At 73.3% G+C, this 23,451-nt stretch carries 15 protein-coding genes, 1 pseudogene and 1 riboswitch; of the genes and pseudogenes, 5 read left to right on the top strand and 11 right to left on the bottom strand.

Translation table 11 applies throughout. The features are described from left to right. Positions 1-25 precede the first annotated feature (25 nt). Genes IG64_RS22940 through IG64_RS22950 form a run of 3 tightly spaced genes read right to left on the bottom strand, consistent with a single transcriptional unit; the run spans position 26 to position 3,980 of the window. Positions 26-2,167, bottom strand: a complete 2,142-nt coding sequence (locus tag IG64_RS22940; protein ID WP_037859239.1) for a dipeptide ABC transporter ATP-binding protein — start codon at positions 2,165-2,167, stop codon at positions 26-28. After that, on the bottom strand, positions 2,164-3,003 hold the full coding sequence (locus tag IG64_RS22945) for an ABC transporter permease (protein WP_420709963.1): 840 nt from the start codon (positions 3,001-3,003) through the stop codon (positions 2,164-2,166). The genes IG64_RS22940 and IG64_RS22945 overlap by 4 nt, the downstream gene beginning before the upstream one ends. Then, complete coding sequence (locus tag IG64_RS22950) at positions 3,000-3,980, bottom strand: ABC transporter permease (RefSeq protein ID WP_037859243.1); 981 nt, start codon at positions 3,978-3,980, stop codon at positions 3,000-3,002. Before IG64_RS22950 ends, IG64_RS22945 begins: the two co-directional genes overlap by 4 nt. A 131-nt stretch (positions 3,981-4,111) precedes the next feature. Here IG64_RS22950 and IG64_RS22955 point away from each other — a divergent pair, with 131 nt between their 5' ends. Further along, entirely contained in the window at positions 4,112-5,872 is a 1,761-nt protein-coding gene (locus IG64_RS22955; protein ID WP_051813251.1) for an ABC transporter family substrate-binding protein, read from the top strand. A gap of 280 nt (positions 5,873-6,152) precedes the next feature. On the opposite strand, the gene IG64_RS22960 is transcribed toward IG64_RS22955, so the two are convergent. From IG64_RS22960 to IG64_RS22985, 6 genes are all read right to left on the bottom strand, one after another. Further along, complete coding sequence (locus tag IG64_RS22960; RefSeq protein WP_037859245.1) at positions 6,153-7,358, bottom strand: transposase; 1,206 nt, start codon at positions 7,356-7,358, stop codon at positions 6,153-6,155. A gap of 43 nt (positions 7,359-7,401) precedes the next feature. Further along, entirely contained in the window at positions 7,402-9,564 is a 2,163-nt protein-coding gene (locus IG64_RS22965; RefSeq protein WP_037859248.1) for an AGE family epimerase/isomerase, read from the bottom strand. After that, entirely contained in the window at positions 9,561-11,666 is a 2,106-nt protein-coding gene (glgX, locus tag IG64_RS22970) for a glycogen debranching protein GlgX (RefSeq protein WP_037859251.1), read from the bottom strand. Before glgX ends, IG64_RS22965 begins: the two co-directional genes overlap by 4 nt. A 79-nt stretch (positions 11,667-11,745) precedes the next feature. Beyond that, positions 11,746-12,462 carry an SDR family oxidoreductase gene (locus IG64_RS22975; protein WP_037859254.1) on the bottom strand — a complete coding sequence of 239 codons (717 nt, stop codon included), beginning with the start codon at positions 12,460-12,462 and terminating at the stop codon, positions 11,746-11,748. 33 nt (positions 12,463-12,495) lie between these two features. Continuing rightward, a complete protein-coding gene (locus tag IG64_RS22980) occupies positions 12,496-13,836 on the bottom strand; it encodes a sugar phosphate nucleotidyltransferase (protein WP_037859256.1) in 1,341 nt (446 codons plus the stop codon). Positions 13,837-14,144: 308 nt separating this feature from the next. Continuing rightward, positions 14,145-16,403 (bottom strand): ATP-binding protein, encoded by a 2,259-nt coding sequence (locus IG64_RS22985; protein WP_037859295.1) that lies wholly within the window; start codon positions 16,401-16,403, stop codon positions 14,145-14,147. A gap of 146 nt (positions 16,404-16,549) precedes the next feature. Then, positions 16,550-16,659: riboswitch (cobalamin riboswitch) on the top strand. 138 nt (positions 16,660-16,797) lie between these two features. Between IG64_RS22985 and IG64_RS22990 the strand changes: the two genes are divergently transcribed. Continuing rightward, entirely contained in the window at positions 16,798-17,118 is a 321-nt protein-coding gene (locus tag IG64_RS22990) for a hypothetical protein (protein WP_037859297.1), read from the top strand. Between the two features lie 221 nt (positions 17,119-17,339). After that, a complete protein-coding gene (locus tag IG64_RS22995; RefSeq protein ID WP_037859259.1) occupies positions 17,340-18,566 on the top strand; it encodes a glycosyltransferase in 1,227 nt (408 codons plus the stop codon). A gap of 265 nt (positions 18,567-18,831) precedes the next feature. Here the strand turns inward: IG64_RS22995 and IG64_RS23000 are convergent, their stop codons facing one another. After that, positions 18,832-19,977, bottom strand: coding sequence for an amidohydrolase (locus IG64_RS23000; protein WP_037859300.1), 1,146 nt, complete (start codon positions 19,975-19,977; stop codon positions 18,832-18,834). Between the two features lie 429 nt (positions 19,978-20,406). Here IG64_RS23000 and IG64_RS23005 point away from each other — a divergent pair, with 429 nt between their 5' ends. After that, a complete protein-coding gene (locus tag IG64_RS23005; protein WP_037859260.1) occupies positions 20,407-21,870 on the top strand; it encodes an aminotransferase class I/II-fold pyridoxal phosphate-dependent enzyme in 1,464 nt (487 codons plus the stop codon). A 50-nt stretch (positions 21,871-21,920) separates the two neighbouring features. Here the strand turns inward: IG64_RS23005 and tsaD are convergent, their stop codons facing one another. Continuing rightward, on the bottom strand, positions 21,921-22,982 hold the full coding sequence (gene tsaD, locus IG64_RS23010) for a tRNA (adenosine(37)-N6)-threonylcarbamoyltransferase complex transferase subunit TsaD (RefSeq protein ID WP_037859261.1): 1,062 nt from the start codon (positions 22,980-22,982) through the stop codon (positions 21,921-21,923). Positions 22,983-23,232: 250 nt separating this feature from the next. Between tsaD and IG64_RS23015 the strand changes: the two are divergent. Continuing rightward, a pseudogene (locus IG64_RS23015) lies at positions 23,233-23,451 on the top strand (esterase); the annotation flags it as partial.

Here is a 23,451-nt window from a genome sequence, read left to right on the forward strand (position 1 = left end):
CCGGCGCACCGGACGCCCTGCCGGATCACTGGGCAGCAGGGGGGTGTTCCTCCGGGGCCGGCCGGTTGTGGAGGGACATCCCCTCGTCCGTCCAGGGGAAATGGCAGGCAGCGCCGTCCGCCGCCGGGGGCGAGGGGAGGTCGCGCTCGCACAGCAGACGGTGCTCCGCCGGGAGCCGGCGGTAGACGGGGCAGCTCCCCCGGTAGGCGCAGCCGGTGGACGTGTCGACGTCCTCCCAGGGGGTGAGCGGCCGGACCGGCCGGGGCCGCCGCGCGCGCGGCCCGAGGACGGGCACGGCGGACAGCAGCGCGCGTGTGTACGGGTGCCGGGGACGGTCGAACACCGCGTCGACGGTGCCCGACTCCACGGTCCGGCCTCCGTGCATGACCACGACCCGGTCCGCGAGCTGCCGCACCACCGCGAGGTCGTGCGAGACGAGCAGACAGGCCGGACTGCCGGGCGCGGAGGTCAGACGGCGCAGCAGGGCGATGATGCCCGCCTGCACACAGACGTCGAGCGCCGAGACGGGCTCGTCCAGCAGGAGCAGTTCGGGACGGACGGCGAGGGCGCGGGCCAGGGCCACGCGCTGCACCTGGCCGCCGGAGAGCTGGTGCGGGAGCCGTCCGGCGGTCCGCGGGTCCAGCTCCACCTGGGCGAGCAACTCGGCCGTCCGGGAAGCCACGTGGGCGGCGGGTGCGCCCTGGGCCTCCAGCGGCTCGGCGATGATCCGGGCGATCGTCATCCGGGGGTCCAGGCTCGCCGCGGGGTCCTGGAGCACCATCTGCACCCGTCCGCGCAGGCGCCGCGCCCCGGACCGGGTGAGCCGGGCCGTGTCCTGTCCCAGGACCTCGACGCGCCCGGACTCCGGTGCGGTGAGGGCGATGATCCGGGCCAGCGTCGTCGACTTCCCGGCGCCGGACTCGCCGACCAGTGCGACGGTCTCGCCGCCGCGGACCTGGAGGTCTGCGTGGTGCACGGCACGGTGGGTGCCGTAGGAGGCCCCCAAGGCCGTGACCCGCAGGGCCGGCGCGTCCAGGGGCGGGTTGCCGCTCAGGGCCGAGGCCGGCACCGGGGTGCGGGGACGTGGCCTGGGCGGGGGAGAGGTGGGGTAGAGGTCCGCCGCCGTGCGGGTGGCCGTGGCCCCGGGGTCCAGGCAGGCCACCAGGTGGCCGCCCCCCGCGGGCGGCCGGGTGTGCGCCGGCGGACGGGGTACCGGGGCCGTGGCTCCCGCGGCCGGCGGCGCGCCGGCGGGCACGAGTTCCAGCTCGGGCACGGTACTCGCGCACCCCGGGCCCGCCACCGGGCAGCGCGGGGCGAACCCGCAGCCCCCGTTCCCTTCGCCCGGCGCCGGCGGCCTGCCCGGTATCTGGGTCAGCGCGTGGGCCGCGTCCAGGCGCGGGGCCGCGGCGAGCAGTCCCACCGTGTACGGCATCCGGGGGCCGGCGAACAGGGTGTCCGCCGGGGCGGACTCCACCACCCGGCCCGCGTACATCACCGCCACCCGGTCGGCCGTGCCCGCGACCGCGCCGAGGTCGTGGCTGACGAGCAGCAGTGCCGCCCCCGTGGCCGCCCGCGCCTGCCGCAGGGCCGCGAGGATCTCGGCCTGCGCGCTGACGTCGAGGGAACTGGTGGGTTCGTCGGCGACGATGACATCGGGGCGGCCCGCGACAGCCATGGCGATCATGGCGCGCTGGCGCAGACCGCCGGAGAGTTCGTGCGGGTAGGCGCGGCAGACCCGCTCCGGCTCGGGGACGCCCAGCTCGGTCAGCAGCTCGACCGCACGGCGCCGCGCCGAACGGCGGCCGGGGCGCGGCCGTTCGTGGATGCGCAGCACCTCGCCGATCTGGTCCCCGATGCGGTGCACCGGCGTGAACGCGGCCAGCGGGTCCTGGAACACCAGGGAGATCCGGCTGCCGCGCAGCCGCGCGAGGTCGCGTACGGGAAGGCCGACCAGCTCGGTGCCGAGCAGCCGCACCGAGCCGCGCACCCGCGCCCCGCGCGGCAGCAGGCCGAGCGCCGCGAGCGCCGTCAGGGACTTGCCGGCGCCCGACTCGCCGACCAGACCGAGCACCTCGCCGCGGCGCAGCGTGAGGTCGACACCACGCACGGCGACGATTCCGGGGCCGAACTCCACGTACAGGTCCCGGAGTTCGAGGACCGTGCTCATGCCGGGACCCCGGCCCGGGCGGCCGACGGGTCGAGCGCCAGGCGCAGCGCGTCGCCGACCAGGTTCACCGCGAGGACGAAGCAGAGCAGCATGCCGGTGGGGAAGAAGAACATCCACGGGTAGGTCAGCGCGGCCTCCGTGCTGTCCGCGATCAGCGTGCCCAGGGACACGTCGGGCGGCTGCACACCGAAACCGGCGTAGGACAGGCCCGCCTCGCTGACCACAGCACCGGCCGTCGAGACCGTCGCGTGGGCGATCAGGAAGGACGTCATGTGCGGCAGGATGTGGCGGCGGACGATGACCAGGGGACGTACGCCCATGTGCCGGGCCGCCGTCACGTACGGGCGCTCACGCAGGGAGAGCGCCATCGCGCGGACCGCCCGCGCCGTGAGCATCCAGCCGAGCGCGGCCAGCGCCCCCGCGTAGGCCACCCAGCCCGCCGGGCGCAGCGCGGGCGCCACCACGACGAGCACCAGGAAACCCGGCACCACGAGGAACACGTCCACCAGGAACGTGAGGGCCCGGTCGGTCCAGCCGCCGAAGTACCCGGCGCAGGTGCCGGCCAGGGCGGCGAAGGCCGTACCCGCCAGCGCCACGAACAGGCCGATCAGCAGGGACTTCTGCAGACCCCGCGCGGTCTGCGCGAACACGTCCTGCCCGATCCGGTTGGTGCCGAACCAGTGGCTCGGATCCGGCGGCGCGCTGAGCGCCGCGTAGTCGACGTCGGTGGGGGACCACGCGGAGACGTACGGCCCGACGGCCGCGTACAGGCACAGCGACGTGATCAGGAAGAGGCCCATGAGTGCGGCCGGGGACCGCCTCAGGGCCCGTGTCACCGGCGTACCCGCGGGTCGAGCACCAGCAGCAGCGCGTCGGCGAGCAGCCCCGCCAGGAGCACCGCCACGGCCGCGAAGAGACAGACCGCGACGACCGAGTTGACGTCGCCCTCCTGCGCCGCGTCCAGGAACCAGCACCCCATGCCGGGCCAGCCGAAGATCTGCTCGGCGAAGACCGAACCGGTGAACAGGGCGAGGAAGCCGAAGGAGAAGAACGTCGTCATCGGCACGAGCGAGACCCGCAGACCGTGGCGGAGCAGCGCCCGGCCGGGCGTGAGGCCCTTGGCCTGCGCGGCGCGCAGATGGTCGGCGGACAGCACGTCCAGGGTCGCGGCGCGCTGGTAGCGGCTGTAGGACGCGATCGTGCCGAGCGCCACCGTCGCGGTCGGCAGCACCAAGTGGGATGCCCGGTCGGCGAGTTGCGACAGCCAGCCGCCCCTGCGGCCCGGTGTCGACTCGCCCGTGTAACGGATGACCGTGTGGCCGACGCCGTGGTTGAAGGAGAGCGCGCCGTCCTTGAGCAGCAGGGCGAGCACGAACGTGGGGACGGACAGCACCAGGAAGGAGAGGACCGTCAGCGCATGGTCCGGCAGGCGGCCCCGGCGCACGGCCGCCCACAGGCCCGCGAGCACCCCGAGGCCCGTCCCCACCACCGTGCCCGCCAGCAGCAGCCGCACCGAGACACCGACCCGCCGCCCGAACTCCGCGTTCACCGAGCCGCCGTCGAGCGTGCGTCCGAGGTCACCGTGGAGCGCCCGCCACGACCAGTGCCCGAACCGGACGAGGACCGGAGTGCGGTCGTCCAGGCCGAGCGCGGCCAGCTCGTGGTCGACCGCCCAGGCGGGCGGCCGGGGGGTGCGGTTCTCGAAGTGGGCGCGCGGGCTGAGCGCCACCGAGGCGATCACGTACGACACGAGGACCGAGACGAGGAGGAGGGCGCCGCTGCGCGCGATGCGCGCGAGCGCACGGCCGGCCATGAGCCTCCTCGGTGGACGGGCGGCGGGCTGAGTTGGTGAGCGCGTTACCCGTCGATGATAAATTCAACTGACCGAAATCGTAGGTCAGTTCGCATCCTTTGGTGATCTTTTGCATTGACCAGGAGGACCCTGTGAGCCGATTACGCCGCGTCAAAGCCGTCATCGTCGGACTGCTGGCGGCGGCGGTGCTCGTGGGGTGCAGCGGTCCGGGCGGTCCACCGGACACGGGTCGGCCCGCCGCGGCGGCGACGTACGGCTCCCAGAGCATCGGCGCCGCGCCGGCCGCCCGGCTCCGCGACGGCGGGACGCTCACCCTCGGCATCTCCGCCTGGCCCACCCAGCTCAACTTCCACCAGGTCGACGGGGCCACCGACGGGGTGTGGCAGCTCGCGCAGCTGGTGGAACCCAGTCTCTTCCGGCGCGACGCCACCGGGGTCCCCCGCCCCGACACCGACTACCTCCTGTCGGCGAAGGTCACCGACACGGCGCCGCAGACCGTCGTCTACCGGCTCAACCCCAGGGCCCGCTGGTCCGACGGGCGGCCCGTCGCGGCGGCCGACTTCGCCGCGCAGTGGCGGGCCGTCGGCCGCGGTGACGACCGCTACCACGTCGCCGACCCCACCGGCTATGACCAGATCGCATCGGTGGGCGAAGGCCCGGACGGGCCCGGCGCCCACGAGGTGAAGATCGTCTTCCGCACCCCCTACACCGACTGGCAGCGGCTGTTCACGCCGCTGTACCCGGCCTCCGCGATCACCACTCCCGCGCAGTTCAACCAGGGCTGGATCGGCCGGGTCCCGGTCACCGCGGGGCCGTTCACGATCGGCTCGCTCGACCGGACCACCGAGACCGCCACCGTCGTCCGCGACCCCCACTGGTGGGGCGCCCGGCCCCGGCTCGACAAGATCGTACTGCGCACCCTGCTGCCCGCCGCCGCCCTGCAGGCCTACCGCAACGGCGAGATCGACGCCGTCAACGCCGGCAGCACCGAGGACTACGCCCAGCTGAAGGACGCCGAGGACAGCGTGATACGGACCGGCTCCGCCTGGGACGAGGTGCACGTCGCCCTCAACGGCGCCGCCGGGCCGCTGGCGGACGTCGACGTCAGGCATGCCGTCCAGCGGGCCGTCGACCGGGAGGCGCTGGCCGGCGTCGCCGCCCGGGGACTGCCCGTCGGCGTGCCCCTGCTCGGCAACCACATCTTCATGACCAACCAGCCCGGGTACGCCGACCACTCCGCCCCCTGGGGCACCTACGACCTCGCGGAGGCGTGCCGCATCCTCGACCGGGCGGGCTGGAAACGGCACGGGGACGGCGGACCGCGCACCAAGGACGGCAAGAAGCTGCGGCTCCGGTTCGTCATCAGCACCGCCACCAACCGCCTGGGCCTCGACCTCTCCCAGCTCGTCCAGTCGATGCTCGCCCGGGCGGGCATCGAGGTCGACATCGTGAAGGTCCCCACCAACGACTACACCGCGAAGTACCTGAACCAGGGCGACTTCGACCTGGCCATCTTCCGCTTCGTCGGTCTCACCTACCCCAGCGGCGTCCTGTCGATCTACCAGCGGCCGCGCGGGGCCCAGTCGTTCCTCAACTACGGCAGGGTCGGTGACGCCACCGTCGACAAGCTGCTGCGCCAGGCCGCGGGCACCCTGGACAGCAAGCGCGCCGCCGCGCTGTACAACCAGGCGGACGCCGAGATCTGGCGCATCGGCCACGACATCGAGCTGTACCAGCGCCCGCAGGTGATGGCGGTCCGGACCGGGCTCGCGAACTACGGGGTCCCCGGTCTCGGCGACATCGACTGGACGAAGGTCGGGTGGACGAAGGCGGAGACGAAGGCGAGGACCAGAAGGAGGCAGAAGACGGAGGAGGCGGAGCGGACGCGGTAGGGCCAGGGGCGCGTGGGGCCGAAGACCGTGGAGCCGGATGCGAGGGCGTCGGACGCGAGGGCGCGGACGCGGTGGCGCGGACGCGGTGGCGCGGACGCGGTGGCGTCGCACGTGGTGGCGTCGCACGTGGTGGCGCGGACGTGGTGGTGCCGGACATGAGAGCGCCGGAGGCGGTGGAGCCGGGTGGGGCGCGGCCGGACGCGGAGGGGCGGACACACCTGTCCGGTGGCGGGCGGACCGCCACCGGACAGGTGCCGTGAGGGGATCGGACCGGACCCGCTCAGACCGCGGACCCGCTCAGCACCCGTTCGGGCCGGGGCGCGGCCGCCGCCCGCAGCGCGGCGAAGCCGAGCGCGGCCGAGGCGAGCGTGACGTGGTGGTGCCAGCCGCGGAAGGAGCGGCCCTCGAAGTCACCGAGTCCGAAGTCCTCGTGCAGCCGCTGCAGCCCGGCACCGGCCAGGGACCGCAGCTGGGCCAGCGGCAGCGCCTCGGCGAGCCGCCGGGCCGGCAGGTTCGTCAGCCAGTAGGCGCGCGGCTCGGGCCGCCCGAACGGCCAGTCCGCGACCAGGTGCCGCGGGGTCGGCCGGTGCGCGGTCGCGGCCCGGCCGGCCGCCGGCCGCGCGCACAGCAGCGCGGGCGTGGACAGGTACTGCGAGCGGTGCCTGCGCTCGGTCACCGGGTCCTGCCAGCTGACCGGCGTGCGCTCGGTGCGCCGGGCCACGTGCGCGGCGAGGTCGGCGACCGTGCCGCGCACCGCGGGCAGCGCCGAGTGCGGCCGCGGCATGGTGACGGCGGTGCGCGGCGACACCTGCACGAGGTAACCGAGGCCCCGTGCCTCCAGACCGCACAGCAGCGGATCGGTCTCGGACTCGTGGCGCCAGTCCGCGAGCACGGGACGCGGATCGAGCAGCCACTCCTCCGTCATCTCGTCGACCGCCTCCAGGACGTAGTGCCAGCGGGGCCGCGACTGCTCGTGCGCGGGCAGGTGCGCGGCTCGCCGTAACTCCTCGTCCCGGTCCCAGTGGGGCGGGAGCAGCAGCCGCCAGTTCACCGGCAGGCCCCCTCCGGCGCCCACCAGGGAGACCGCGCAGGCGAGCTGGCAGTTGACGGTGCGCTCCTGGGACGGCACGTACTGGCGGGCCACACCCACCGAACGGTCGCCGTTCTTCACGAAGACGACCTCGTCCACCGACCAGGCCTCGACCGGGAAGGTGCCGGCGAGACGCAGTGCCGTCTGCCGCCGCACCGGCCCGCACTCCCACGGGCTCTGGTGCACGAACTGCTGGAGCTGCTGCACGGCGGGCCGTCCGAGCACGTGCTCGGAGATCCGGGTGGGCGTCTTGCGGCCCGGCACCGACAGCAGGCCCCGCAGATAGACCTCTCCCCAGCGCCGCTGGTCGGAGCGGGCCAGTTCACGGAACAGGTCGCCGCAGTAGGCCTGGAAGGACAGGGGCAGGGACGCGGAGAGGGGAGTCGGAGAGGACACAGTGCTCCCAGGACGGTGCGGAACATTCGGCTGGAACAGGGATTCAGTCATGGGCGCACGCGTCCCCGCCCTCGAGGAGGAAGGCATCGGTGGCGAGCAGGGCGTCGGCGACGTCGGGCAGGGCGCAGCCGACGATGACGAAGTCGGCGTCGAGCCCGGCCTTGGTGCGCTGGAAGAGGAGTTCGTTGATGGCGGGCCGGCTCATCGCGGTGACCTCGCACAGGTGGAACTCCACGCGCTGCGGCTCGGCCGCCATCACCTCGGCCAGGATCCGCCGGAACTTCTCCAGCTCCGCGGTGTCGATGACGCCGGCGCAGCGCACGTGCGCGGTGTCGCCGTCGAACTCGGTGCGCATCCGCAGCCGCATCTGCGCGGCCTCCAGCTCGACACGCACCCGCACCGGGGCGTCGCCGTGGGGCAGCCGGACGGTCAGCTCCTTGGCGTCGAAGTTGTGGTACGGGGCGCCGTCCACCCACACCCCGGTCAGCTCCACCGAACCGGCGGGCAGCAGATCGGGCGCGACGCGCAGCACGCGGTCGGGCAGGTCGTCCGGACGCGGACGGAAGTGCAGGGTGAGGGTGTCGTTGCTGATGAGCAGGCCGGTGTAGGCGGCGGCCAGGTAGCACAGCTCCAGGGAGTGGTAGCCGGCCATGGAGTGGCTGCCCTTGAGCCGTTCGGTGCCGAGCAGGTACGGGATGCCGTTGGCCTGCACGTTGAAGTACACGCCGCCGTCGTCGTAGTCGAGGAAGAACGCGTTGTGGAACGAGGCCGCCTCGCGGGCCAGGCGCAGGTGCTCGGGGTCGTTGGTGGTGCCGGCGAGGATCAGGTAGGCGAGGATCGCCTGTTCCTGCTGCCACCAGGCCTTGCGGTCGTGCCACACCATGCGGTGCATGCCGCTGTCCGGGTCGGCCTTGCGCTCCACCACGTCGTACCAGCCGCCGCGCAGCTGGTCGCTGCCCACGGCCGGCATGATCTCGCCGATGCGTTCGGCGAGCGCCCCGTAGCCGTCCTTGTCGATCAGGGACTTGATACGGGTCAGGTTCCAGGCGATCTTCAGGTTGTGGCCGACGACGGCCCGGTCCTGCTGCCAGCCCCAGGTGCGGTCGGGCGACCAGTCGGCGTGGAACCGCTCCTGCACGAACGGGCTGTCCGGTTCGTCGGGGAAGCGCTCGACGATGGTGTCCGCGGTCTCCTCCAGGAGCGCCGCGAAGTCCTGGCGTCCGGTGGCCAGGTAGGCGTTGATCAGGTACGCGGGGGCGTGGTCGCCGACCGAGTTCCAGTTCTTGCGCGACCGGTTGGGGCCGAGCGAGTCGGCGTGCGGGTCGAGCGTGATCGGGTCGATGTGCGAGAAGAACCCGCCGTGCTCCGGGTCCCTGAAGAACCGCTCGAACAGGGTCACCGTGCGGTCGATGTCCTCCAGGATCCGCGGGTCACCGGTGATCCGGTACGTCTGGGTGGGGCCGGCGAGCGCGTAGATCTGCTCGTACATCGGGATGGCGTCGACGTCGTCGCCGAACTCCGAGGCGTACACCTTGCGCTGGCCGGTCGGGGTGACGTCGATGCCGTGGTACCAGTAGACGAACCCGTCCTGCTCGTCGGTGACCCGCATGTGCTCGCGCAGGTACTCCGTGCCCGACTCGGCCGCGTCCAGGAAGCGGTCCTCGCCGGTCAGCAGGTAGGCGGTGGCCAGACCGTAGACGAGCCGGGAGATGGTGTCGGTCTCCTGGCGCACGTCCGTGCCGTCGAAGTCCGGCAGGTGCGTGCCGTGCAGGGTCAGGTGCGTGCGGAAGTTGCGCCAGTCGTACTTGCCGTCGGGGAAGTGACCGCGCAGGTAGAAGTCGGCGACGGCGGTGGCCTGCTGGACCCACCAGGAGGGGTGCTCGAAGACGTAGGCGCCGCGGTGCTCCTCGGGGAAGGTGATCTCCTTCGCCTCGAACCGCTCGCCGTCCTCCCACTCGTAGCAGATGCCGTACGCGAACAGGTAGCGGCCCTCGGCGAGCATGTCCACGGTGGCGTCGGTGGTGTCGCGGTAGTCGTCGCCGAGGTTGCGCACGATGCGCGAGGCGACGTTGCGGGGCAGGTGAACGGTGAACTCACGGTCGTCCGAGGTGCGCAGACCGAAGCGGCGACCGGTGGGGCTGAAGTAGGTGACGTAACCGGCGAGCGTGTCGGAGAACGTGCGGCGACGTGCTGCGGATCCACTCATCGGGGGTTGTCCTTCGCGTCAGACAGGGCCGCCAGCAGCACGACGCTGCGGCCGTGGGCGTGGAAGGTGTGGTCGTCGTGCGGCTCCTCTTGGCCGGCCGGAAGGAGGTCGCGCGGGCCCGCCTGGGCGGTGTCCAGGATGCGGTGCCAGCGGTGGCCGCGGATGTGCGGCAGCTCGAAGTCGAGGCCCAAGTGGTACATGTTGAGGATCAGGTGGAGGTCGGGATCGCCGTCGAACCCGCCGAGCGTGCAGGCCAGGACGCGTGCGTTGGTGTCCTCCCAGCCGGGCTGCTCCAGGCGCGTGCCGTGCCAGGTGACGTCCGGCAGCTGCCGTGAGTTGAGGTGCCCGGTGTAGAAGTGGGGTGCGCGGAAGGTGCGGAAGCGGCGCCGCAGCCCGATCAGGCGCCGGACGAACTCGAAGGTCTCCTCCTCCTTGTCGGCCTGGTCCCAGTCCAGCCAGGACGTCGGGTTGTCCTGGCAGTACGCGTTGTTGTTGCCGTTCTGGCTGTTGCGGAACTCGTCACCCGCCAGCAGCATCGGCACGCCCCTGCTGAGCATCAGCACCGACAGCAGGTTCTTGATCTGCCGGACGCGCAGGCGCTCCACCTCCGGGTCGTCGCTGGGGCCCTCGGCCCCGCAGTTCCAGCTGAAGTTCTCGGCCGCCCCGTCGGTGTCGGCCTCGCCGTTGGCGTAGTTGTGCTTGTGGTCGTAGCTCACCAGGTCGTTGAGGGTGAAGCCGTCGTGACAGGTGATGAAGTTGATGCTGTTGGTCGGCAGTTCCTTCTGCGGGCCGAAGAGGTCCTCGGAGCCGCCGAGCCGCTTGGCGAGGTCACCGACCACTCCGGCGTCCCCGCGCACGAAGCGCCTCACGTCGTCTCGGAACGGCCCGTTCCACTGAGCCCAGCGCTTGCCGGGGAAGCGGCCCACCTGGTAGAGGCCGCCCCCGTCCCACGGTTCGGCGATGATCTTCGTCTCGGCGAGCACCTTGGACAGCTCGATCGCCCACAGGACCGGCGGCACCGGCATCTCGTAGCCCTGGTCGCCGCGCGACAGCTCGGAGGCCAGGTCGAAGCGGAAGCCGTCGACGTGGTGCTCGGTGACCCAGTACTCCAGGGACTCGACGATGAACTTGGCGACGAAGGGGTGGTTGGCGTTGACCGCGTTGCCGCAGCCGGTGAAGTCCATGTAGTGGCTGCGGTCCTGCGGCCACAGGTGGTAGTACGCCTCGTTGGCCTGGCCGCGGAAGCTGATGGTCGGGCCGAACTCGTTGCCCTCGCTGGTGTGGTTGAAGACGACGTCGAGGATCACCTCGATGCCGGCCCGGTGCAGCGCCTTGACCATGTCCCTGAACTCCGCGATGTGCGTGTTCAGATGGGGCGAGGTGCAGTAGCCGGTGTGCGGCGCGAAGAATCCGTACGGGTCGTAGCCCCAGTAGTTGTGCAGCGGGGTCCCGTCCGGGCCGTTGCGCAGGACGTGCGTCTCGTCGAAGTCGAAGACGGGCAGCAGTTCGACGGCGGTGACGCCGAGCCGCTTGAGGTGCGGGATCTTCTCGATCACCGCGGAGAACGTCCCCGGGCTCGCCGCCCGCGACGTGGGCGACGCCGTCAGACCGCGCACGTGCATCTCGTAGATGACCGTGTCCTCCATCGGCGTGCGCAGCGGCTGGTCGCCCTCCCAGTCGTAGTCGTCGAGGTCGACGACGAGGCTGCGCATGCACGTCTCGACGTTGTCCTGCAGCCCGATCGCCAGCGTGCGGTTCCAGCGGGAGTTGATGTTGGCGCGGGCGTACGGGTCGAGCAGCACCTTGCGGTGGTCGAAGCGGGTGCCCGACCGCTTGGGGTCGCGCGGTCCGTCCATCCGGTACGCGTAGACCTGTCCGGCACCGATGCCGGCGACGTGGCAGTGCCAGAAGTGGAAGCTGCGGTGCTTGTCGGGGTGGAGGTGGATGGTCCGCGAGGGCCGCGGGTCATCGCACTTGTCGAAGAGCAGCAGGTCGACACGGGTGGCGTGCTCCGAGAAGACGGAGAAGTTGACTCCGCCGTCGACGACGGTGGAACCCAGAGGCTGGGGGCGTCCCGCCGAGATCTGCGGCGTCTCGGTCATGGTGGTCTCCGGTTTCGCGTCAAAGGGGGGCGTGCACGTGCCGTGGTGACGAGGGGCCGAGGTGTCCGGGCCGGGGTGTTCAGGCCGGGGCGTGCAGCGGGACGGACTCGTCCGCGCTGAGCCCCGCGAACAGGTCCTCCCAGTCGCCGGGAGGGCTGCCCGCGCCGTTGCGCATCTCGAAGGTCAGTCCCTTGGCGGACGGGCAGTACAGGGCCTGGACGCAGGCCTCGGCCACGTCCTGGAGGGCGACGTAACCGTCCCTGCGGTCGCCCTGCTCCAGGTGGACGCGGCCGTCGTCGGCCAGTTCGGTGCGGTCGGTCAGCCAGCCCGGGCGGATGATCGTGTAGTCGAGGCCGGAGGCGCGGACGGCGTTCTCACCGGCCAGCCGCCAGTCGAGCATGCGCCCGTAGGCGTTCATCGGATGTTCGGGACGGGTCACGTGCCGCTGGCTGACGAGGACGAACTGCGCGCGTCCGAGAGCGTTGTGGCGCTGGAGCGCGTCCAGGGTGTTGAGCACCCCCGCGTGCAGGGTGCTTCGCGGACTGTCGGGGCCCGCGGGGTCGGTGCCGGGTTCCACGGTGTAGACGACGGCGGAGCAGCCGTCCAGCGGGGCGGACAGGGACTCGGGGTCGCGGACGTCGCCGAGGAAGAACTGCGCGCGGGGCGGCAGATGGCGGCGGGCGCGCTGTGTGCTGCGACCGATGACGCGGACGGACTCACCGCGGTCGAGGAGCTTGCGGGTGACGATCCGTCCGACCCGGCCCGTGCCGCCGATCACGGCGATGGCAGTGTTCACTGGAACCTCTCCTCAAGGGGTGCAGGGGGCGGGTCACACCCACTGCAGGATGTCGTCCGAGCTGGTGAGCTGGGTGCCGCTGGGCACTCCGGAGACGGCCGGCACCCGCAGCCGCGGATAGACGCTGACGCCCGAGAGCCGTGTCCCCGACCACAGCTGGGCGCCGTCGCCGACGGCCGAGAGCGCTTCGAGCCGTACCGGGGCGCGGGCGTCGGAGCGCACCTGCACCATCGGGCCCACGTAGGAGTCGCTGATGTGCGCGTACGCTCCGATGACGGCGGAGTCGCCGAGCACACTGCCCTCCACCTGGGCGCCCTCGTGCAGGTCGACGCCGTCCCCGACGTCCGTGGCACGCAGCCGCACGCCCGCGCCGATCTCCACGTGCCGGCCGATGCGGACGCCCGGACCGATGACGACGCTGCCCTCGGCGATCTTCTGGGCGAGGGTGGTCCCGGTGATGTGGTCCTTGGCGCGCAGGCTGCTCTCGTGGATCCAGTACCGCGGGTCCGCGCTGAGCGGGGTGCCGAGGGCCCGATCCATCTGCGGGTACAGGCCGCTGAGCGCGTCGCCGAGCGTGCCCAGGTAGTCGTGGATGTTGCCGAGGTCGCCCAGGCGTGCGATGGGTTCGACGGCCACCGGGTGACCGAGGCCGACGAGGCGGGGGAGCAGGTCGTTGCCCCAGTCGAGGCGCTGCTGGGCGAGGCGGATGAGTTCGGGGGTGCGCGCGGCGAGCCGGAGCCGGGCGCAGTCGATCAGGTACATCCCGGCGTTGGTGGCCAGGGTGCGCGGCCCCTGCGGCTGCGTGATCTCGGGGAACTCCCGCTCGATGACGGGCAGTCGGGGCTTCTCCAGGAAGCCGCACACCAGGCCCGCCGCGGTGGTGCGCATGACGCCGTACTTTCCGGCGATCTCCTCGGGGGTACGGGAGACGGCGGCCACGGTGACCACCGCGCCGGTGTCGCGCTGGGCGGCGAGCAGCCTGTCCAGCGAGAACTCGAACAGCGAGTCCACGGGCAGGACCAGTGCGGTGCCCGTCAGGTTCCACTGCTCCAGGTTGTGCAGGGTGGCCGCGCCGGATCCCACGTTGTACGGGTCGAAGCGGGCCCGTGAGTAGTCGATCTCCACTCCGTAGCGCTCGCCGTGGCCGAGCACGAGTTTGATCTGGCTGCGGTTCTCCACCCCCTGCGCCACTACGTGGAAACGGCGTATGCCCTGGTCACGGCAGGCCTCGACGATCCATTCGATGAGCGGCCTGCCGGCGAACGGAATGAGCGCCTTGCTGCGGATGTAGTCGGCGGACTGCAGGGTGATGGGCTTCGCCCGCTCGCCCCGCCCGCCGGCCAGGATGATGCCGACTGTGCTGTCGTCCCCCATCGCCTGTCCCGCCCTCCGAGCCGACTTGTCGATGTGAGAGATTCAACAGCGTGTGTCATATCAAGTCAAGTGAGCTGTCAAATGCGCAGGTTGGGCTGAGTGAGGGCCCGTCAGGAGAAGAGGCCGAGGGGGGGCGGGCAGGTGGGCGCAGCAGGCGGCCGCCACCCGCGTCGGAAGGACGGCGCGACCGGCTGTGCGCCGGTGTGGGGAAGGTGGTGCGGCCGGCTGTGCGCCGGTGTGGGGAAGGCGGTGCGACCGGCCGTGCGCCGGTGTGGGGAAGGCGGTGCGACCGGCCGTGCGCCCGCGCGTCAGCGGGCCGGACGGACCTTCGGCAGCGCCAGAGTCTCGGCCTTGGCCCGCATGTCCGCGGCGCGGCGCACCCGCAGGGCGCTCAACAGCTCCGCCGCGCGGATCCAGTTGGCCCGCGCCTGCTCGTGCTGCCCGCGCTCCAGCTGGGCCGAGGCGAGGTGGTCCAGGACGTCGGCCCGGTTGTAGTCGTCGTGGAGGTCCGCGAACAGCGCGAGCGCCCTCTCGTACCCCTCGATCGCCGCGTCGAGACGGCCCAGCCCCTGCTGGGCGAAGCCGATCGCGTCCCACGCGCCGGCCTCGAACAGGAGGTTCCCGGTCTCCCGCAGCAGCGGGAGCGCCTGCTCGCAGGTGGCGATGGCCTCCTCGTAGGCACCGGTGTGGGCCAGCACCCAGCCGACATTGCTGAGCGTGCTCGCGACCCCGTCCCTCCGCCCGGCCGCGCGGTACAGCTCCAGCGCTCTGCGAGGATGCTCCAGGGCCTCGGCGAACCGGCCCTGCCGGATGCGGAAGAACCCGATCTCGCACTCGACGCGCGCCCGGAACCCGGCGGGCAGCCCATCCAGTTCGCCGAGGATCACCTCGATCGACTCGTCGACCTCCGCGGTGTGCCCGGTCTCCAGCAGCGCCCGCGTCAGGTTCGAGCGGCTGCGCACGGTGGCGACCGGGTCGCCGAGCGCGAGACCGGCCTCCAGCCCGACCCGCGCGGCGGGGATCTCCTCGGCCCAGCGCCCCGCGATCACGTTGTAGCCGATCCACTCGCGCGCGCAGTCGCCGCGCAGCCGCAGCAGCCGCGGGTCCTCCAGGAACCGTACGGCGGGTCCCGCGGCCGGTTCCTCCTGCTGGTACCAGTCCAGCGCGTCCTCACGGCTGGTGATCGCGACGTGCGCGACGCCCTCCGCCGGCGGGTACGCCGGCTCGGGCTCCAGTTGCGACACGTGGCGGTTGGCGGTGTGGGCGTGGTGGCGGAGGTAGTCGAGCAGGCGCGCCTGGGCGCCGAGGCGGTCGTCCTGCTGCTCGTCGGCCAGTTCGCCGCCGTAGGCCCGTACCAGGTCGTGCAGGACGTAACGCCCCTCGGAGTCGCGGGAGAGCAGGCTGGCCGCGGTCAGCTCCCGCAGGTGCCGCCGGGCCACCGGCACCTCCACGGCGGCGAGCGAGGCAGCGGCGGCGGCGGTCACCGACGGCCCGGGGTGCAGGGACAGGTGACGGAAGAACCGGGCCGCCCCGGGCGTGAGCGCCTGGTAGGACCAGGAGAAGACGGCGCGGACGTCGGCCCGCCGGTCGTCGGCGGTGAAGGCGTCCAGGCGCGGCCTGGCCTCCCGCAGCTCGCGCGCCGCCCGCCGCAGCCCCATCCGGGGCACCGCGCTGAGCTGGGCGCCGACCACGGCGACGGCGAGCGGCAGGAACCCGCACAGCTCGACCAGCTCGGCCGCGGCCTCCGGCTCCGCCCGGCACCGTTCGGGTCCGATCCTGGCCGCGAGCGCCGCAAGTGCCTCCTGCGGCGTCCACACGTCCAGGGTGATCACGCCGGCCCCCTCGCCGGCGACCAGCCCGGACAGCTGATTGCGGGAGGTGACGATGGTCAGGCAGCCCGACGACGCGGGCAGCAGCGGCCTGACCTGCTCGGCGTCCCTGGCGTTGTCCAGGACGGCGATCAGCTTCCGCGACGCGGTCTTCTCCCGGAACAGAGCACTGCGCTGCCCGGTGCCGGAGGGGATGTCACCGCTGGGGACCCCGAGCGCGCGCAGGAATCCGCCCAGCGCCTCCCCGGGGTCCACGGGCTGCCGTGCCGCCTCGAACCCGCGCAGGTCCACATAGAGCTGACCGTCCGGGAAGCGGTCGGCGACCTGATGCGCCCAGTGCACCGCGAGCGCCGTCTTGCCCACACCGGCCATGCCGCCCACGGCGCAGACGAGGACGTGCCCGCCCCGCGCCGTGACGCGGTCGGTGATGCCGTGGGCCGCCGTCAGTGCCGCCTCACGACTGCGGAACACCCCGAGGTCGGGAGGAAGCTGCCTCGGGACGGCGACGGGCTCCGTGCGGCGGCTGACCGCCTGGCGCAGCCGGCGCCGCCCGTCCTCGTCCAGTTCGAGCGCGTCCATCAGTTCGTTCAGCGTCGACTGCCGGGGCAGGCTGTGGCCGCGCTCGATGTCGCTGATGGCCCGGACGCTCACCCCGGAGGCCTCGGCGAGACCTTCCAGCGTCAGCAGGGACCGCTGCCGCGCCTCGCGCAGCAGCCGGCCGAACGTTCTCTTGTCCATCTTCACCCCGCTGTGCCCTGGCCGGCGTCCAGTGCGCGAGCTGTGCCTGTGTCCCGGGAGGCCCCGAACGTAACAGTTCTGGATTGAACACTCAAACGCCTGATGGGATGATGACCGGCGACATCGGGCGACGGCGGTGAGAGGTAGCCGGTGTGCATCCGGCGAGGTCCCGCCGCTGTGACCGGTGGGCGAGTTCCGGCAGGCCGCTGCCCCGGCGGGCGGGAAGGCGGGGCGAGCGAGGCCCCGGGTGCCAGGACTCACGCGGTCGCCCCCTCGACGAACACCGGGGCGGATCTCCCCGGGAGGGGAGTGGTGCGACGTGCCCGAGCCGTCGACGCGGGACACATCGGCCGGTGCCGGGGCGCGGGGCGGTGCGGCGGGGTGCCGCGTCGTCGTGTGCCGGGACTGCTGCTGCGGCAGTCCCAAGGTGACCGGCGTCGATCACGCCGCGCAGACCGCGCGGCTGCGGGAGACGGTGCCGGTGCGGATCTCCGACTGCCTCGACGTGTGCGACCAGGCCAACGTGGTCGTCGTCCAGCCGTCGGCCGCGGGCCGGGCCGCCGGAGGACGACCGGTCTGGCTCGGGCTCGTCAACGACTCCGACGCCACGGAGGACATCGTCGCGTGGGTGCGTGCCGGCGGCCCCGGGGTGGCTCCCCGGCCCGGCATCCTCGACCTGTACGCCTTCACACCGTCCCGGCGCCGCACGCCGTGAGACCGGCGGCGCGTCGGGTGCGGGGCGGGCGGCCGCTCGGCCGGTGCGGGGCTCCCGGCGCGGCGGAGGGCCGGCCGACGGCGGAAAAAACTGAGGGCAAGGAGGAAACCACTCCTTGCCACTCTCAACTTATAGCGCACCGGGGGGCTTGCGGCAAGGCCCCGTCCGTACCGCACAATCGGCGGCCGAGAGCCGGAACCTGCGGAAACGGGAGTCGCCGAGTGCGGGTATTGCTGACGTCATGGGGGTCACGCGGAGATGTCGAACCACTGGCGGGACTGGCGAAGGAACTGAACGGACTCGGCGCGGGTGTGACGGTGTGCGCGCCGCCCGACGAGGAGTTCGCGGCGCTGCTTGCGCGTACGGGCGTGCCGCTGGTGCCGCTCGGCCCGGCGGTGCGCTCGGTGGTCTCGGGACCCAGGCCGCCGACGGCGCAGGACGCCTTCCGGCTCGCCCCCGAGCTGGTCGCCGCGCGGTTCCGCACGCTCGCCGCTGCGGCGCGGGAATGCGACGCGCTGCTGGCGGCCGGGCTGATGCCGGCCGGCGCGCGGGACGTGGCCGAGAAGCGCGGCATCCCCTACGTGTACGCGTGCTTCCACGTCTTCGGGCTGCCCTCGCCGCACTTCCGTCCCGGCTCGCGGCCGGGCACGCCGTCCTCGCCGGAGGAGACCGACCACCGGAAACTGTGGGAGCAGGACGCCCAGCGGGTGGACGCGCTGTACGGCCGGGCGCTCGGAGAGGGCCGGGCCGCGATCGGCCTGCCGCCGGTGGACAACGTCCGCGACCACGTCTTCGGCGACCGGCCGTGGCTGGCGGCGGACCCGGTGCTGTGCCCGTCGCAGGGCATGACGGACCTCGCCCTGGAGCAGACCGGCGCATGGTTGCTGCCCGACGAACGCCCGCTGCCGGCAGAGCTGGAGCGGTTCCTGGACGCCGGTGAACCGCCGGTGTACGTGGGCTTCGGCAGCATGGCCGCGCACGCCCCCGAGGACATCGCCCGGGTGGCCGTCGAGGCGAGCCGCGCGCACGGCCGCCGCCTGGTCCTCGCCCGGGGATGGGCCGGCCTCGCCCCGGTCGACGACGGCGGCGACTGCTTCGTCGTCGGCGAGGTCAACCAGCAGGCGCTGTTCCGCCGGGTGGCCGCCGCCGTGCACCACGGCGGCGCCGGCACCACGACGGCCGCGGCCCGCGCCGGGGCGCCGCAGGTGGTGGTCCCGCGGATCGCGGACCAGCCGTACTGGGCGGAGCGGGTGGCCGAACTGGGCATCGGCGCGGCCCACTACAGCCGGACGCCCACCGCCGCCTCCCTGGCCGCCGCGCTCGGCACGGCCCTGACGCCCGCCACCCGGACACGGGCCGGCGCCGTGGCCGGCACCATCCGCACCGACGGGGCGGCGGTGGCGGCGCGCCTGCTGCTCGACGCGGCCGCCGGTTCGGATCCGCGCTGAGGTGACTGCCGGCGGCGCGGGCCTGGTGACCGGCGCGGACCGCCGCCCGCCGGCCGCGCGGTGACCCGGCGCCGGCCTCCCGCAGTCAGCCGCCCGTCGCCCGCGGCGCGCTGCCCCGCCCCGCACCGTCCGCCGCGCGCGCCGCCGGCCGCCCACTCCCGTGTCGCCCGAGACGAAGGGCTGCCCCCCGCCGTTCCGCCCGTGATGGGCCACACCCTGTCGCGTCGCCCGCGACGGGCTGCCCGCCGTCGCGGGCGACGCGTCCTCAGTCCTCGCCCCGCCTGTGCCGTTCCCACGCCTCCTCGCGCAGGTCCGCGCTCAGCAGCACGTCCGCAGCGGTGCAGGCCAGTGCGCCGGTGACGGCGACGAGCACGTCACGGGCGCGCGGGGAGGCGGCGGCCGCGGCGAACTCGGGGGTGTGGTCGGACCCGTCGTCCATGATCGCGACGAACGGGTGGATGGCGGGCACCCGCGTGCTCACGTTGCCGATGTCCGACGAGCCCAGTTGGACCCCCGGCACCGGCGGGGTCAGCGTGATGCCGGCACCGGCCAGGTGCCCGGCGAACCGGTCGGACAGGACACCGCTGTCCCGGAAGTGCTCGTAGCGGGGCGTGGCACGCACCGTCTCCGCCCTGGTCCCCGTGGCCAGCGCGACCCCCTCGGCGCAGTCGCGCAGCCGGCCGGTCAGTTCCTCCAGCGCGCCGGTCGTGGCCGCGCGCAGGCCGAACCGGCCCTCCGCGTACTCCGGCACGATGTTGGTGGCCGTGCCCCCGTGCGTGATGATGCCCTGGACGTGGGAGGCCGGCGGCAGACGCCGGCCCAGCCCGGCCAGGACGTTGAACAGCTCGATCAGGGCGGCGAGCGCGTCGACGCCCTCGGTCGGGTTGCCGGTGGGGTGCGCCGCGCGCCCGTGGAAGGCCACCCGGTACTGCACCTGCGCCGTCAGCGGCGCCCGCGACCAGCTGTGCACGCCGGGGTGGAACATCAGCGCGGCGTCGACACCGTCGAACACCCCGGCCTCCGTCTCGGTGGCCTTGCCGCCGCCGCCCTCCTCGGCCGGGGTGCCCACCGCCATCACGCAGCCCGCCGAACCGCCGAGCACCGCGTCGACCGCGAGTGCCGCTCCCAGTCCGGCGGCGGCGATGAGGTTGTGCCCGCAGGCGTGACCGAGGCCGGGCAGGGCGTCGTACTCCAGCAGCAGGGCCACGGCCGGGCGCCCCTGACCGGAACGGGCCGTGAACGCGGTGGGCAGCCCCGCCGTGCCGCGCTCCACCGCGAAACCGGCCTCCTCCAGCCGGGCCGTGAGCAGGGCCGCGGCCCGGTGCTCGGCGAAGGCGTTCTCCGGGTCGGCGTGCAGCGCGCGGGCGGTCTCCCACAAAAGCTCCGCCCGCTCGGCGACCGCCGCGCGCAGCCGGTCGTGGACGGCGTGGGACCCGTCGTGCGCGGCACCGGACCCGTCGTGGACGACGCCGAGCCCGTCGCGGGCGTCGACGCCGGCATGGTCGGACGTACGTGCCACCTGGCCTCCTCGTGCGGGGTCAGCGGACGTCACCGCGGGCGTGGCCCCGCCGTCCGCGCCCGCGCGTGCCACCGGCGGGCCTGCACACCCGCACCGCGTGGCGGGGAACGGGTGCCACCTTCCGGCGCGGCGACACCCGTGGGTTTCGGTCCACCCGTGGGTTTCGATCGCGGCAGCGGTGCAACACGATCGGTGTTCCCGCACGGCGGCGGACTCGGTGTTTCTCCGTACGTCGGACTCGGTGTCTCCCGTACGTCGGTGGACGCGGAGGCGACCGCACGGCGACGCGGGAGCGCGAACCGCAACCGGCTGGGAGGAACGATGGATCACTCGCGGGTGCCCGTGCTGGAGGCGCTGGAGGAGTTCCGGCGCCGTGGAGACGTGGTCTTCGGCCCACCGGGGCACAAGCAGGGGCGCGGAGTGGACCCGCGGGTGGCGGAGATCGTCGGGATCGACGTGTTCCGCTCCGACGTCCTGTCGCTCAACGGTCTCGACGACCGCCGTCAGTCCCAGGGCGTGCTCAGCCAGGCGCAGGACCTGATGGCCGACGCGGTCGGCGCCGAACAGACGTTCTTCTCCACGTGCGGCAGCTCCCTGTCCGTGAAGACCGCCATGCTGGCGGTGGCCGGACCGGGGGAGAAGCTGCTGCTGTCCCGCAACGCGCACAAGTCCGTGATCGCGGCCGTCGTCGTCAACGGGGTCGAACCGATCTGGGTGCACCCGAAGTTCGACACGGAACGGCACCTCGCGCACCCGCCGGAGCCCGACGACGTGCGCCGCCGCCTTGAGGAACACCCGGACGCCAAGGGCATGTTGCTGATCACGCCCACCGAGTGGGGGACCTGCGCGGACATCGCGGGCGTGGCCCGGGTGTGCCACGAGTTCGGCGTCCCGCTGATCGTGGACGAGGCGTGGGGAGCCCATCTGCCGTTCCACCCCGAGCTGCCGTCCTGGGGCATGGACGCCGAGGCCGACCTGGTGGTCACCAGCGTCCACAAGATGGGCGGTGCGATCGAGCAGAGTTCCGTCTTCCACCTCCAGGGCGACCGGGTGTCGCCGGAGGCGCTCAAGCAGCGCGAGGACCTGCTGGGCACCACCAGTGCCTCGTCCCTGGTCTATGCCACCCTGGACGGCTGGCGCCGCCAGATGGTCGAACAGGGGCATGCTCTCCTGGAGGCCGCGCAGCACCGTGCGGAACGCGTCCGGGCGGCGGTCGGTGACCTGCCCGGCCTGCGGCCGATGGGCCGGGAGGTCGTCAAGGAAGGCTGTGCGGCCGACCTGGACCCGCTCAAGCTCGTCATCGACGTACGGGAACTCGGCATCACCGGCATGCAGGCCGCCGAGTGGCTGCGCGCCAACTGCCAGGTGGACGTCGGCGGTTCCGACAGCTGCCGGATCAGCGCCTCGATCACGCACGCCGACGACGACGAGACCGAGAAGGTGCTGCTGGACGCCCTGAGCGCGCTCACCCGGGGCGCCGAGTCCATCGAGAAGCAGCCGCCGGTCCGCCTGCCCGCCCCCTCGGCCCTCGAACTGGAGCAGGCGCTGCTGCCGCGTGAGGCGTTCTTCGCCCCGGTGGAGCACGTCCCCGCCGAGCGTGCCGCGGGACGCGTCTCCGCGGAGACGATCAGCCCGTACCCGCCGGGCGTGCCGGTCGTGGCCCCGGGTGAGGTCATCACCGACGAGGTGCTGGACTACCTGCGCAGCGGGGCCGAACACGGCGTCCTGATCCCGGACGCGGCCGACCCCTCGGTCCGTACGCTGCGCGTGGTGGCACGGGACTGAGGCCGGGGAAGGGGCGGCGGGCCCCGGCGGCCCGCCGAGGCGACCCGCGGTCACAGAGGGCGAGCGGCGCGGGCGCGGGCCGGCGCCACCGGGTGCAGGGCCGCGTGCTCCAGCGGGGCGGACGGGTCGGCCGACACGTCCAGCGGCGCCGGCCGGGCTCCCGCCCGTACGAGGAGGTCACCGACGGCGGCGATCATCGCGCCGTTGTCGGTGCACAGCTTCGGCGGCGGCACCCGCAGCGTGACACCGGCGGCCCGGCAGCGTTCCTCGGCCAGCGACCGCACCCGCGAGTTCGCGGCGACCCCGCCGACCACGACCAGCGTGCCCACACCGTGCTCGGTGCACGCCGTCACCGCCTTGCGTGTCAGGACGTCGGCCACCGCCTCCTGGAGCGAGGCGGCCCCGTCGTGCACGGGCAGTTCGCGCCCGGCGTGCCCTTCGGCCCAGCGGGCCGCCGCCGACTTCAGCCCCGAGAAGGAGAAGTCGTACGAGCCGGGCAGCGGGCGGGGAAGGGGGACAGCGCGCGGATCCCCCGCGCGCGCTGCCCGGTCGATGGCCGGACCGCCCGGATACGGCAGCCCGAGAACCCGCGCGACCTTGTCGAAGCACTCGCCCGCGGCGTCGTCGAGGGTGTCGCCCAGATGCCTGATCGGGTCGCGGGCCAGGTCACGGACGAGCAGGAGCGAGGTGTGGCCCCCGGAGACGATCAGCACCACGCAGGGATCGGGCAGCGGGCCGTGTGCGAGGGTGTCCGCGGCGACGTGCCCGGCCAGATGGTGAACGCCGTACAGCGGCAGGCCCAGCGCGTAGGCGAGGCTCTTCGCGCCCGCGAGGCCGACCTGAAGGGCGCCGGAGAGGCCGGGGCCGGTGGTGACGGCGACGGCACCGAGGTCGGCGAGGCCCAGCCCCGCCTGCTCCAGTGCCCGCCGGATCACCGGTCGCAGGGCGTGGACGTGGGCGCGGGCGGCGATCTCCGGGACGACACCGCCGTAGCGGGCGTGCTCGTCCATGCTCGACGCCACCGCGTGGCCCAGCAGCCGGCCGTCCCGGACGAGGCCCGCGCCGGTCTCGTCGCAGGACGACTCGATGCCCAGCACGATCGGTGAGTCCATCCCCGTCCTTCCCCGTTCTCCCCGGCCCACTTAACGCCTACTGCATGCTATTGCAATCTATATGCAGGAAGTCAATCGGGAGGGGAAAGCGGGCTGGTCCCGGCGGTGCGCGCCGTCCGCGCGGTGTGCGTGCGCTGTCGGGACAGTGGCCGTGCACGCTTCGGCAACCCTCCTGCTCCCCGTGTTCCTAACGTGGCTCACGGCGTACCGGAAACACGTACCGGAAACACGAGCAAGCCAGGAGAAGCACATGTCCGACGTCCCGCAGGCCGCAGAGCCCGTGCAGCCCGTACTGGAACCCGCGGCGGCCGCGTTCGCGGAGGCGACCGCCAACCCGCCCTATCTCTTCGACCTGCCTCCGGCGGAGGGCCGCAAGGCCGTGGACGACGTGCAGTCGGGTGAGATCGCCAAGCCGGCGGTGGACGAGGAGTGGGTCACCGTCTCCGGCGGCCCCACCGGCAGTGTCCGG

The sequence above is a fragment of the Streptomyces sp. NRRL S-340 genome (genome assembly GCF_000720185.1).
Classification (GTDB): Bacteria; Actinomycetota; Actinomycetes; order Streptomycetales; family Streptomycetaceae; genus Streptomyces.